The organism is Cellvibrio polysaccharolyticus (genome assembly GCF_015182315.1).
GTDB classification, from domain to species: Bacteria; Pseudomonadota; Gammaproteobacteria; order Pseudomonadales; family Cellvibrionaceae; genus Cellvibrio; species Cellvibrio polysaccharolyticus.
Map to the genome: position 1 here is coordinate 783,041 of NZ_PRDL01000001.1, position 13,756 is coordinate 796,796.

General features: G+C 54.1%; 9 protein-coding genes. 8 read left to right on the plus strand and 1 reads right to left on the minus strand.

All coding sequences use genetic code 11. The annotated features are described in order from the left end of the window. The first annotated feature begins 322 nt into the window (after positions 1-322). The 6 genes from gltB (at position 323) to C4F51_RS03505 (ending at position 11,507) form a co-directional block, all read left to right on the plus strand. Positions 323-4,771 carry a glutamate synthase large subunit gene (gltB, locus tag C4F51_RS03480; protein WP_193907187.1) on the plus strand — a complete coding sequence of 1,483 codons (4,449 nt, stop codon included), beginning with the start codon at positions 323-325 and terminating at the stop codon, positions 4,769-4,771. Positions 4,772-4,798: 27 nt separating this feature from the next. After that, positions 4,799-6,217, plus strand: coding sequence for an FAD-dependent oxidoreductase (locus tag C4F51_RS03485; RefSeq protein ID WP_193907189.1), 1,419 nt, complete (start codon positions 4,799-4,801; stop codon positions 6,215-6,217). A gap of 117 nt (positions 6,218-6,334) precedes the next feature. Further along, positions 6,335-7,921: a Na/Pi cotransporter family protein gene (locus C4F51_RS03490; protein ID WP_193907191.1), complete on the plus strand. Its 1,587-nt coding sequence runs from the start codon at positions 6,335-6,337 to the stop codon at positions 7,919-7,921. 58 nt (positions 7,922-7,979) lie between these two features. After that, entirely contained in the window at positions 7,980-9,044 is a 1,065-nt protein-coding gene (hemE, locus tag C4F51_RS03495; protein WP_193907193.1) for a uroporphyrinogen decarboxylase, read from the plus strand. A 112-nt stretch (positions 9,045-9,156) separates the two neighbouring features. Further along, positions 9,157-10,539, plus strand: coding sequence for an HD-GYP domain-containing protein (locus C4F51_RS03500; protein WP_193907195.1), 1,383 nt, complete (start codon positions 9,157-9,159; stop codon positions 10,537-10,539). Positions 10,540-10,751: 212 nt separating this feature from the next. Further along, positions 10,752-11,507 carry a TerC family protein gene (locus C4F51_RS03505; protein ID WP_202987602.1) on the plus strand — a complete coding sequence of 252 codons (756 nt, stop codon included), beginning with the start codon at positions 10,752-10,754 and terminating at the stop codon, positions 11,505-11,507. A 60-nt stretch (positions 11,508-11,567) separates the two neighbouring features. Here the strand turns inward: C4F51_RS03505 and asd are convergent, their stop codons facing one another. Continuing rightward, a complete protein-coding gene (gene asd, locus C4F51_RS03510; protein WP_193907198.1) occupies positions 11,568-12,428 on the minus strand; it encodes an archaetidylserine decarboxylase in 861 nt (286 codons plus the stop codon). 141 nt (positions 12,429-12,569) lie between these two features. Between asd and C4F51_RS03515 the strand changes: the two genes are divergently transcribed. After that, entirely contained in the window at positions 12,570-13,292 is a 723-nt protein-coding gene (locus tag C4F51_RS03515) for a M48 family metallopeptidase (RefSeq protein ID WP_235992269.1), read from the plus strand. A gap of 60 nt (positions 13,293-13,352) precedes the next feature. After that, positions 13,353-13,724, plus strand: a complete 372-nt coding sequence (locus C4F51_RS03520) for a DUF2750 domain-containing protein (RefSeq protein WP_193907200.1) — start codon at positions 13,353-13,355, stop codon at positions 13,722-13,724. Positions 13,725-13,756: the final 32 nt, after the last annotated feature.

Here is a 13,756-nt window from a genome sequence, read left to right on the forward strand (position 1 = left end):
ATAAAGTGCCACCAGGGCAAAAAGCCTTTCTGCTATATGATTCTCAGTGTTTTTGTGCGTTCTTTGGCGTTTTTCCCTATTTTTCAGTGAGTAATAGCGTTTAGTTCAGGTTGCACCGAAAGTGCGCGATTTTGGTTGGTACATATATTGCTTTACTCCTCTATGCACCGTGGCATCGATCTGCCATAGCCCGCAGCCGTGAATTGCAGTTCGACGATTGCGTGAAGCCCCGAAGAGGGGCTTTTTTGTCTGCGATACAAATTATTGAATTACGACAATACTTATCGCAGTTGCCTATGAATGATTTAAGCGAGAAACGCCTATGAACACTGGCCTCTACCGGTTGGATGAGTTCAAAGACAATTGTGGCTTCGGCCTGATTGCCCACCTGAAAGGTAAAACCAGCCACCGTCTCCTTAAAACCGCTATTGAAGCCCTGGCTTGCATGACACACCGTGGCGGTATTGCTGCCGACGGCAAGACTGGCGATGGCTGTGGTTTGCTATTGCAAAAGCCGGATAGCTTTTTACGTGAAGTCGCCCGGGAAGCCGGCGTGGCCGAACTGACGGACATCTATGGTGTGGGTTGCATCATGATGAGCCGCGATGATGATCGCGCCGCCGTTGTGCGTCAGATCGTGGAAGAGGAAATCCACGCGCAAGGTCTGGAAGTTGCCGGATGGCGAACCTTGCCGGTCAACAGTGATTGCCTTGGGCCTATCGCGCTTAAATCGTTGCCGCGCTTTACCCATCTCTTTATTAACAGCCGTGATCTGGGCAAGCAGCAGCTTGATGCTGCCTTGTTTATGGCTCGCCGCAAGGCCGAATTGCGCCTCGCGGACGACAAAACCTTTTATGTGTCCAGCCTGAGCGCCACAGTGGTGTCCTACAAAGGCCTGATGATGCCGGTAGACCTGCCCAGCTTCTTCCTGGATCTGGCGGACCCGCGTCTGGAAACGGCGATCTGTGTATTCCACCAGCGCTTTTCGACCAACACCATGCCGCAGTGGCCGTTGGCCCAGCCGTTCCGCATGCTGGCTCATAACGGTGAGATCAACACCGTGGTGGGCAACCGTAACTGGTCTGTCGCGCGTACCCCCAAATTCATGACGCCGTTGCTGCCTGAGTTGCAGAGCGTAACGCCGTTGGTAAACCGCACCGGTTCAGACTCATCCAGCCTCGATAACATGCTGGAAATCCTGCTGCTGGGTGGTATGGAATTGCACCGTGCCATTCGTATGCTGGTGCCGCCGGCCTGGCAAAACGTCGAGCGCATGGACCCGAACCTGCGTGCTTTCTACGAATACAATTCCATGCACATTGAGCCGTGGGACGGCCCCGCCGGCCTGGTAATCACCGATGGTCGCTACGCCGTGTGTACGCTTGACCGTAACGGTTTGCGCCCGTCCCGCTGGGTAATCACCAAAGACGATGTTATTACGGTAGCATCGGAAGTGGGTGTTTATAACTACGATCCGGCTGACGTGGTGGCCAAAGGTCGTCTGGGGCCAGGACAAATTATGTCCATCGACACCCTGACCGGCGAGCTGCATCAAACGGCTGATATCGACAATCAGCTGAAATCTACCCAGCCATACAAGCAATGGCTGAAAAGCCGTGCGCTGCGTATTGAGTCCACACTCAATTCCGACGTCCGTGAAAACGGCATCGACAGTGCTGCGCTCAAGGCCTACATGAAAATGTACCAGGTCTCGTTTGAAGAGCGTGATCAGTTGCTGCGTCCGATTGCCGAAGGCGGTCAGGAAGCGGTGGGTTCCATGGGGGACGATACGCCGATGGCCGTGCTGTCACGCCAGCAGCGCTCGGTGTTTGATTATTTCCGTCAGCAATTTGCCCAGGTAACCAACCCGCCCATCGATCCGCTGCGCGAAGCGATTGTGATGTCGCTGGAAACCTGTCTTGGTCGTGAGCTTTCTGTTTACGAAGAAACCGAAGCTCATGCTGATCGCGTTATCTTGTCGTCGCCGGTGTTGTCGCCGGAAAAATTCCGGGCGATTAAAACCCTTGATCGCGAAGGTTATGCACACAAAGTATTCCCGCTGCACTACGATGCTGCTCGCACCAATTTGAAGCAGGCGCTCGAAGCACTCTGTGCTGACGTTGCCGACGCCGTGCGCTCCGGCACCGTTTTGGTGATTTTGAGTGATAACAAACTTTCCAAAGAATTGTTACCGATTCAGTCCTTGCTCGCTGTTGGTGCAGTGCACCAATATTTAACCGAAGTTGGCCTGCGTTGTGATGCCAATATTCTGGTTGAAACCGCAGCTGCGCGTGACCCGCACCAAATTGCAGCACTGATCTCCTATGGTGCAACAGCGGTTTATCCGTACCTCAGCTACTACGTACTGAACGATTTGATCGAAACCGGCGAGTTGCTCACCGACGTAGATACCGCTTACAAAAACTACCGTAAAGGTATTGATAAGGGCTTGCTGAAAATCCTGTCGAAGATGGGTATTTCTACCGTGACCTCTTATCGCGGTGCGCAGTTGTTTGAAGCCATCGGTTTGTCTGACGAAGTGGTTTCCATGTGCTTTGCCAGCACGCCGTCCCGTATTCAGGGTGCGCGTTTTGAAGATCTGGAAGCCGACCAGAAAATCCTCGCCAAAAGTGCCTGGGTTGAGCGCAAATCTATCGTGCAAGGTGGTTTGCTGAAGTATGTGCATGGCTCCGAATATCACGCCTACAACCCGGATGTTGTGCAAACCTTGCAGCGTGCGGTGCAGTCCGGCAACTATTCGCTGTGGCGCAGCTATTCCGACATCGTCAATCATCGCCCGGTCGCCATGCTGCGCGACTTGTTGAAGGTGCGTGAAGATATCAAACCGATTCCGCTGAACGAAGTGGAACCCATTGAAACTATCATCCGTCGCTTTGACTCGGCCGGTATGTCGCTGGGTGCCTTGTCACCGGAAGCGCACGAGGCCCTGGCAGAAGCCATGAACCGTTTGGGTGGTCGTTCCAACAGTGGTGAAGGCGGTGAAGACCCGGCGCGTTACGGCACTATCAAGTCGTCCAAAATCAAGCAGGTTGCTTCCGGCCGCTTCGGTGTTACGCCGGCTTACCTGGTAAACGCTGAAGTGCTGCAGATCAAAGTCGCCCAGGGTGCAAAACCGGGCGAAGGTGGTCAGTTGCCTGGCGGTAAAGTGAATCCGTTGATCGCCCGTCTGCGTCACTCGGTGCCAGGCGTTACTTTGATTTCACCACCGCCGCACCATGACATTTATTCGATCGAAGATCTGGCGCAGCTCATTTATGACCTGAAGCAGGTTAACCCGGGCGCACTTATTTCGGTCAAGCTGGTATCTCGCCCTGGCGTGGGCACCATTGCTGCCGGTGTGGCCAAGGCGTATGCCGACCTGATTACCATTTCCGGTTATGACGGCGGTACCGCGGCAAGCCCGCTGTCTTCTATCCGTTATGCCGGCTCGCCGTGGGAATTGGGGCTTTCTGAAACCCATCAAACCCTGCGTGCCAATGACTTGCGTGACAAAGTGCGCGTGCAGGCTGACGGCGGTTTGAAAACCGGCCTCGATGTAGTCAAAGCAGCCATGCTGGGCGCGGAGAGTTTCGGTTTTGGTACCGGCCCGATGGTATCGCTGGGTTGTAAATACCTGCGTATCTGTCACCTGAACAACTGTGCGACCGGTGTTGCTACCCAGGAAGACAAACTGCGTAAGGACCACTACATCGGCACCGTGGAAATGGCGATGAATTACTTCCGTTTTATGGCGGAAGAAACCCGCGAATGGATGGCACGCCTGGGTGTGCGTACGCTGGGTGATCTGGTGGGGCGCGTGGATTTGTTAACGGTGCTGGAAGGTCAGACCGAGAAACAAAAACAGCTGGATCTGAGTCCTATTATCTATACCGACGATTACCTGGAAACCAAGCCGCAACTCTGTGCTGTGGATAAAAACCATCCGTTTGATAAAGGCGAATTGGCCGAAGCCATGGTGCGTGAATTGCTGCCGGCTATCGAAGCGAAAAAAGGCGGTGAGTTCAGTTTCCACATCACCAACTGCGATCGCTCTGTTGGCGCCCGTATCAGTGGTGAAATTGCCAAGCGTTACGGTGATGCCGGAATGAATGACGCGCCCATCACGCTGCGCTTGCACGGCATTGCCGGTCAAAGCTTTGGCGTATGGAACGCCGGTGGTTTGAACCTCTATCTGGAAGGCGATGCCAACGACTACGTGGGCAAGGGCATGGCTGGCGGCAAGCTGGTGATTCGTCCGCCGAAGGGTTCTACTTTTGCATCCAACCACACCAGCATTATGGGTAACACCTGTTTGTACGGTGCCACCGGTGGCAAGCTGTTCGCAGCCGGTACCGCGGGTGAACGTTTCGCGGTGCGCAACTCCGGTGTTGAAGCCGTTGTCGAAGGTGCTGGCGATCACTGTTGTGAATACATGACTGGCGGGGTGGTCACCATCCTGGGTCAAACCGGCGTTAACTTCGGTGCCGGTATGACGGGCGGCTTTGCTTACGTGCTGGATGAAGCCAACGATTTCGTGGATCGCTACAACCACGAACTGGTTGATATTCACCGCATCGAGGCTGAAACATTGGAAGCGCATCGCAATCATTTGCGCAGCATCATTGCCGGATTTGTGCAGGAGACGGGAAGTCAATGGGGCGAGGAGCTGTTGTCAAACTACGACGACTACCTCGGTAAGTTCTGGCTGGTAAAACCCAAAGCTGCCAGTTTGGCAGGTTTGTTAAACAGTTTTAAACAGCGCGGCGAATAACCTGGCGAACGTTAAGAGGCAACTATCATGACTGCACGTTTGAACAACATTTTTCAATTCATTGATGTTGGTCGTCAGGACCCGGCGAAAAAAGACATTACTGTTCGTCGCCACCAATTTGTTGAAATTTATCAGCCCTTCAGCCAAAACGCGGTAGAGGGGCAGGCGCATCGCTGCCTGGAATGCGGTAATCCTTACTGTGAATGGAAATGCCCGGTTCACAACTTTATTCCCAACTGGTTAAAGTTGATTTCCGAAGGCAATATTTTTGAAGCCGCCGAGCTCAGCCACCAAACCAACTCGCTGCCGGAAGTGTGCGGCCGTGTTTGTCCGCAGGACCGTTTGTGTGAAGGTGCCTGTACGCTTAACGATGGCTTTGGTGCGGTAACCATTGGTAATGCCGAGAAATACATTACCGATACCGCCTTCGCCATGGGCTGGCGTCCGGACATGTCCAAAGTGGTGTGGACCGATAAAAAAGTCGCCATCATCGGTGCAGGCCCTGCCGGTATCGGTTGTGCCGATGTGCTGGTGCGCAGCGGTGTTCGTCCGGTAGTGTTTGATCGCTATCCGGAAATCGGCGGCCTGCTGACCTTTGGTATTCCGGAATTCAAACTGGAAAAAAGTGTGCTGTCCCGTCGCCGTGAAATCTTCACCGAAATGGGTGTGGAATTCCGTTTGAACACCGAAGTGGGCAAAGACATCACCATGGAAGAATTGCTGCGCGATTACGATGCAGTTTTCATGGGCATGGGCACTTACAATTACATGAAGGGCGGCTTCCCGGGTGAAGACCTGCCAGGCGTTCACGATGCGCTGCCGTTTTTGATTTCCAACGTCAATCGTAATCTGGGTTTTGAAAAAAATCCGGCCGATTTTGTTGGCGTGAATGGCAAGCGTGTGGTGGTGCTGGGCGGTGGTGACACCGCGATGGACTGTAACCGCACGTCCATTCGTCAAGGCGCAGCCAGCGTTAGCTGTGCTTACCGTCGTGATGAAGAAAACATGCCAGGCTCCCGCCGTGAAGTGGCCAATGCGAAAGAAGAGGGCGTGAACTTCCTTTTCAATCGTCAGCCTATTGCGATTGTGGGCGATGGCAAGGTTGAAGGCGTGAAAGTGGTAACGACACGTCTGGGAGCGCCGGATGAAAAAGGCCGTCGTCGCCCGGAAGAAGTGGAAGGCAGTGAGGAAATTCTGCCAGCCGATGTGGTGCTGATTGCCTTCGGCTTCCGTCCAAGCCCGCCGGACTGGTTGAAGGATCACCATATTGCCCTGAACGATTGGCAAGGTGTTATTGCCCCGGAGCACCAGTTGTACAAGTTCCAGACCAGCAACCCGAAAGTGTTTGCCGGCGGTGACATGGTGCGCGGTTCTGACCTGGTGGTTACGGCGATCTGGGAAGGTCGTGAAGCGGCTTCCGGCATCCTTGACTATCTCGGCGTGTAATACTGATATATAGGCGTTCAACCGGCCGACCGGTTAAACTTCTGCGGTAATGTCTCTGACTGCCGCCCACCTCCAACGGGGTGGGCGGCAGTTGTGTTTTCGCGGGAGTGAAAAGTCATGGTCAGTTTGTCTGGCGTCGCCGTGGAAGTTGCCGGCGGTATAGGTTTATTTTTACTCGGCATGAGTTTGATGACCGAGGGATTGAAAAATATGGCCGGCGAATCGGTGCGCAAGGCGCTGATGCGCTTTACCCGCAGCCCGCGTACCGGCGTATTAACCGGCCTGTTGGCCACGGTGGTTACCCAGTCTTCCAGTGCCACTATCATCATCACCGTGGGTTTTGTCGGCGCCGGTATGCTGGCTTACTCGCAAGCGTTGGGAGTGGTGCTGGGGGCCAGTGTTGGTACTACCTTTACCGGCTGGCTGGTGGCGATTGTCGGTTTCAAATTGCAGCTGGGGGCTATCGCCTCGGTGCTGATTCTGGTGGGCGCCTTGTTGCGATTATTCGGCGGCGCACGGCGCTCCGGGCTGGCTTATACGCTGGCCGGTTTTGGTCTGGTGTTTGTCGGCATCGTCAATTTGCAACAAGGCATGGCCGGTTTACAGGAGCATGTTGACCTCGGTTTTATCGCTGCCGATAACCTGGGCGGCAAGTTGATATTGATGCTGGTCGGCGTGGCCTTTACGCTGCTGACCCAATCCTCCACCGCCGGTGTGATTTCAACGCTGGCGGCGTTGCACACCGGCATTGTGAATTTCGAACAGGCGGCGGCGCTGGTGGTCGGTATGAACGTAGGCACCACCTTCACCTCGGCCATCGCCACTATCGGCGGCAATGTGCATGTTCGCCGCACCGGTTTCTCGCACGTCGTCTTCAACACGATTGTCAGCGGCTGCGCGATCTTTCTGATTACCCCTTATATTTTTCTCTGGCAAAGCTTGCTGCCGGATGTACCGCTTGCGGAAATCGCGCTGGTCAGTTTTCACACCTTGTTTAACCTGGTGGGGGTGATTTTGATTTTGCCTTTCATTGGCCAATACGCGCGTTTTATTGAGCGCTTGTTTCCCGAAAAGCCTGAGCAGCAGCAAACCTTGCTGGACAACAGCTTGCTCAAATACCCGGAGCTGGCGCTGGCCGAGGTGCAAAAATTGCTCGCCGGGCAAGCGCGTTTGCTGGCACAGCAACTGGTTTATATTCTCGGTGAGTCACCACGGGCTATATCGTTGGCCAATACCGGTGTGGCCCTGGCAGAAACCCGCCAATATCTTGATATGTTGCACCTCGACAGCAGTGCCGGAAAAGAGTGGGAGCGCTTGCTGGCGTGCATCCATTTGCTCGATCACCTGCAACGCCTCTATGACCGCTGCCAGAATCAAAACGTGGTTCTGGTGTTGCATCATGGTGAAGAATTGCACTCCGCCCGCCTGATGCTTTTGCAGCTAACCCAGGATTTGTTGCAGAAAGACAAACTTGACCCGCACCAGGCATCCTTGCTGGTGGAGCAACTTGAAAGCCAGGAAGACCACTTGCGAGAACTTACCATGCAGCAAATTGCCCGCGGCAGTATTGAGTTGAAGCAGGGCATCAGTTTGATGGAAACCGGGCGCTGGATGCACCGCGTTGGCTGGCACCTTACCCGCATCGAACATAATCTGGTGTTGCTCGACCCTATGCAAACCGCGGAATCAGCGGTTGCCAGGTAATGTCGGGTGACACCGGGTATAATGCCGAATCTTATTGAACTGTGTGCGGATGGGCCTGATGACTGAATTGAAAAATGATCGCTTTCTGAGAGCTTTGTTGAAAGAGCCGGTTGATGTAACGCCGGTGTGGATGATGCGTCAGGCCGGTCGCTACCTGCCGGAATACCGGGCCAGCCGCGCCAAAGCCGGTGACTTTATGGGCTTGTGCACCAACCCCGAGCGGGCTTGCGAGGTTACCTTACAGCCACTGGAACGCTATCCGCTGGACGCCGCCATTCTTTTCTCCGACATCCTCACCATTCCCGATGCCATGGGTTTGGGTTTGTATTTCGAAACAGGCGAAGGCCCCAAATTCAGAAAGCCGGTGCGCACCGCGGCCGATATCAACGCCTTGAAAGTGATTAATCCCGAGCAGGACCTGCCTTACGTCACCGGCGCGGTTCGCACCATTCGTCGCGAATTGAATGGCCGTGTACCGCTGATCGGTTTTTCCGGCAGCCCCTGGACGCTGGCGACTTATATGATCGAAGGCGGCTCCAGCCGCGATTTCCGCCAGGCCAAACAAATGCTCTACAACCAGCCTGAGCAAATGCATCAGCTGCTGGATATTCTCGCTGACTCGGTAATTGCCTACCTGAATGCCCAGATCCTCGCCGGTGCTCAGGCAGTGCAAATTTTTGATACCTGGGGCGGTGCCTTGTCGCATCAGGCGTATCAGGAGTTCTCTCTGCGCTACATGAAAAAAATTGTACAAGGCTTGTTACGCGAGAATGAAGGGCGTAGAGTGCCTGTTATTCTGTTTACCAAGGGCGGTGGTCAGTGGCTGGAGTTGATGGCCGACACCGGTGCCGAGGCGTTAGGTTTGGACTGGACCACGGATATTGGTCTGGCCCGTCAGCGAGTCGGTCAGCGCGTTGCGCTGCAAGGTAATATGGACCCCACTATTTTGTATGCCAGCCCATCCCGCATCCGCGAAGAAGTTGGTAATATCCTCAAGTCCTACGGGCAGGGTAGTGGCCACGTATTTAATCTTGGTCACGGTATTACACCCGAAGTTGACCCCGAACATGCGGGTGCCTTTATTCGTGCAGTCCATGATTTGTCGGCGGAATTTCATCGTTAATGTTGTGCTAATCGGTTACGCGGGAAAACTGGTGTCCTGGTCAACATTTGACTAAAATGGCGCATTACTCAATGGAACAATCCCCAACCCTGGTTGGAGATGGAGAGCAACGGTGGGAATCAAACAGGTAAAGCTCAATGTAAACGAGTTGACCATCGGCATGTATGTGTCGGGGCTGGATCGCCCATGGTCGCAAACTCCGTTTCCATTGCAAGGGTTTTACCTGCGTGATCTCGACGAGATCAATCGCATCAAGACCATCTGCAACCATGTCTACATTGATGTGGAAAAAGGCCGTGGCCCGGTCGCCGTCAATCTCAAAACTATCAATAATGCCGCACGTACCGCCGCGCGCAAGCCTCGCCTGTCGCCGGCCCATGTGGTGGAGTCGGTAGCGCCGCTGAAAATTCAGCGAGAGCTTTACCGCGAAATTCAGCCGCTCGGCAAAGAAGTAAAGCGCGCTCGCCAGTTGCATCAAAAAGTGTACGGTGCCGTGGTTGAAGTGCTCGACTTGCTCGAAAAAAATCAGCTGCACAACACCTCTCTCGATGAAACCCGTCGTGTTGCCAGCGAAATGGTCGACAGCGTATTGCGCAATCCGGATGCCTTTACCTGGTTGTCCCGGGTGCAGGAAAAAGACGAATACACCTATAGCCATGCCTTGCGCTGCTCGGTGTGGGCGATTTTGTTTGGTCGTCATATCGGCTTGTCCAAGCGCGATCTCGATGTGCTGGCGCTGGCGGTGTTGCTGAAAGATGTTGGCAAGGTTTTGCTGGACAAGTCACTGCTGGAAAAAGCCGAACGCAACGCGCAGGAAGAAATTGATTATCGCGCGTTCGTTGAGCTGGGTGCGTCCATTCTCCGACAAACGCCCGGCGTAGAGCCGCGCGTTATCAGTGTGGTGAAAACCCATTGCGAACGCCTTAACGGGTCGGGTTTTCCGGCCGGTTTGCAAGGCGATAAAATTCCTTTGCTGGGCAAAATTGCCGGCATCGTTACCTTTTACGATTTCATCACCAATCCACGTGGTTCACGCTATCCGATCGCGCCCTCACGTGCAGTTGCCCGTTTGTATGAGTTGCGCAACATCGACTATCAGGAAGAGCTGGTGGTTGAATTTATTCGCGCCATCGGTTTGTATCCCACCGGTACGTTGGTCGAGTTAAGCACCGGCGAAGTGGCGGTGGTGGTTGAACAAAACTTTGAGCGTCGTTTGAAGCCCAAGGTCATGATCGTCGCCGATGCCATGAAAAATACCTTGCTGGAACCGGTACTGCTGGATTTGTCGGAAGACGACAAGCGCAAGCAGGCGCTGATTGACTCCGGCAAGAAAACCCGCCGGGAAGTTGAAAAGGTAGAAATTGCCCGCGACCTTGAGCCGGGCACGCTGGAGATAGACATCACCGCCATTCGTGACAGCTACCTGATGCAAAGCGAGCGCAAAGGCATCCTCGCGCTGTTTAGCAAAATCCAGCGCCGCGCTCGCGCTTCCTGATAGCTGTTGGCAACAGCGCCTTTTTTATCCTTCCGGCTGCGGCCTCATCGCACTTTATCTCTTCTGAATTTATTTCTTTCCCCATGCAGCAAAGCGCTTTGGCGGGCGCTAGAATAGAAGCGGCTCGCCGATTTGCGACGCAAAAAACGGTATTCAAAAATCCGGTTAGCGCTATGTCTTCTCTACTCCTTTCATTCTGATGGTATCAGTCTATGATTTTTGATTGGCTTGCAAGTCCGGAGGCCTGGGTTGCGTTGGCAACACTGACCGCGCTGGAAATCGTTCTGGGTATCGACAACATTATTTTTATTTCCATTCTGGTGGGGCGTTTGCCTGCCCACCAGCGCGCCTTTGCCCGGCGAGTGGGTTTGTCGTTGGCAATGATTACCCGGTTGGGGTTGTTGTTTTCACTGGCGTGGATTATGGGATTAACTGAACCCTGGTTCAGCGTACTCGGCGAGGAAATATCCGGGCGCGATATTATTTTGATTGGCGGCGGGTTATTCCTGTTGATGAAGGCAACCCATGAAATTCACAACAGTGTTGAAGGTGAAGAGGAAAGCGTACAGCAGGTGGTAGCCGCGAATATGGGCATGGTGCTGGTGCAAATTGCCGTGCTGGATATTGTCTTCTCGCTGGACTCGGTGATTACTGCGGTAGGCCTTGCTGACCATGTTTCGATTATGGCCATTGCCATTATTCTTGCGGTGCTGGTGATGTTGCTTTCAGCCAAAGCCATCGGCGATTTTGTCGATGCGCATCCGTCGATCAAGATTCTCGCGCTGTCGTTCCTGGTGGTGGTTGGCGTTATGCTGATTGTTGAAGGCTTCGACGTTCACGTACCCAAAGGTTACGTCTATTTTGCCATGGCCTTCTCGCTGGGCGTTGAGATGCTCAATATCAAAATGCGGAAAAGACGCGATCCGGTGCGCTTGCGTAAAGCCTTGCATGATGAACCGGTAAAATAAAAAAACCAGGCGCCAGCCTTAAGGTGGCGCCTGGTTTTTCAAGTTTTTACTCGCTGAATTTCAGACCTGAACGGCGTTACCCATACCAACACCCATCACCGTGGGCGTGCCTGCTTCGTAGTGCGGGTCCCACTGCATGCGGTCTTTGGCGAACAGAACCACGGCGGTAGAGCCAAGTTTGAACAATCCCATCTCGTCGCCTTTGGCCAGGCTGATGTTGCGATCCAGACCGCGGTAGCGAGTGGTTTCGATGTGACGTTTGAACGGCGCTACTTCGCCTGCCCAGACGGTTTCAATACCGGCCACAATCATCGCGCCGACCAATACCACCGCCATGGGGCCAATGTCAGTATCGAAGATGGCGACTACACGCTCGTTACGTGAAAAAAGGCGAGGCACTTCCTGAGCGGTTGCGGTGTTAACGGAAAACAAATCACCGGGAATGGCCACCATGGTGCGTAATACGCCGCTGTAAGGCATGTGCACGCGGTGGTAATCCCGCGGGGACAAATAAACGGTGGCAAAGCTGCCCTGATCAAACTCGGCCGCCAGTTCGGCGTCGCCACCCAGTAATTCGGTGGTGGTGTAGCTTTGGCCTTTGGCCTGGAAAATACGGCCGTTGACGATATCGCCCAGCTGGCTGATGGCGCCGTCGGCAGGTGAAACAATGCTGCTCGGGTTGCTGTCAATCGGGCGCGCGCCGTCTTTCAGGCGCCGGGTGAAGAAGTCGTTAAAGCTGGCATACGCGAGTGGATTTTCTTCCTGCGCCAGTGACATATCCACGTTGTAGCGTTTCACAAACCAGTTGATAAAGGTGTTTTTGACCCAGGTGTTTTGTGTGCGTCCAAACCAGCCGGTCGCGCGGGACAGTGCATGCTGTGGTGTCAGGTGCTGTAACAGGCAGAAAAGCTTATCATTCATAATGTTCAGTCATTCCGGGTCAAAGTAAACGGGATTTATCCAGTAAGGCCGCATGGTAACAAAAACCGTCTGCATTCGGACCGGGATGATGTTTTTTCGCAAGTGCCGGCGACATATTGTGGCCGGGCGGGAGTCAGTTAATTGCACCTTGATAAAGAGATGGCGGATCGCCCCTTTCCGTTCGAATTCAGCATCGTTCGTTCGGCGAGGCGTCGCACCAGCAGTATTGAAATTCGTAATGCCGAGGTCATCCTCAGAGCGCCGCCGGGGATCAGCGAAAAACAGTTGCTGATCTTCGTCGCCAAAAAGCAGCGCTGGATTCTGGAAAAAATCGCCGAGCAAACCCGGCGTATCAATACCGTACCGGTGCGCGACTACCAGCAAGGCGGATGCTTTCCCTATCTGGATGGTGTTCTTACCTTGCAGATTGAGCAGGCCGCAGGGGCAGGTGTATTGCGGCAAGATAATTTTCTGCGCGTGCAGTTATCCCGCCGCAGCCGCCTGACCGACGAAGAGCAAACCCGACGGCTGGTGGCCGGTTGGTACCAGCAGCAGGCATTAACGCTGTTGACTGAACGAACCCACGCGCTGGCTGCCCGTATGGGACTGGTGGCGCGTAACGTTTCCGTTAAAGTCACGCGGTCGCGTTGGGGACAGTGCACCACCCGCGGGGATATCCAGTACAACTGGTATATTGTTCTGGCACCCGATGCGATAGTCGATTATCTTGTGGCGCACGAGGTGTGCCATTTGCGACATCACAATCACAGTGCGGCCTTCTGGTCACTGGTTGAGCAGGTTTGCCCCGAATGGCGACAGTCCCGCCAGTGGCTGCGTAATCAGGGCGCGCATCTGGTGTTGTAGTGTGTAGCGGGTGTTGTAAATAACAGCAGTATTTTTCTCTTTTCCGGTGAAGTAAATATCATGACAGACGAAGCGCTTGGCGAAGATCTCAGCGAAAACTTTGATCGCTTTATTGTCGAGGCCATTGAACATGGTTGCGTGTGGGCCTTGCAGGGCACCGATGGCTGGGCAGTATGCGAGTCGGAAACCCGCCCCAATGCCGACGTAATTCCCTTTTGGTCACGGGAGGATTTCGCCCGCCTGCACGCGCAGGATGACTGGGCTGAATACGTTCCGCTCGCTATTGATCTTGAAGAGTTTCTTGAAGATTGGCTGCCCGGCATGCATGAAGACGTAATCCTGGTGGGCATCAATTGGAACAGCCAACTGGAAGGCGAGGAGTTGGAGCCGCTGGATTTGCTGGAAGAGTTTGAACAGGAACTCGCGCCCTGAGTGGGTGAGCTATGCCTTCCCGGCGCTTCCGG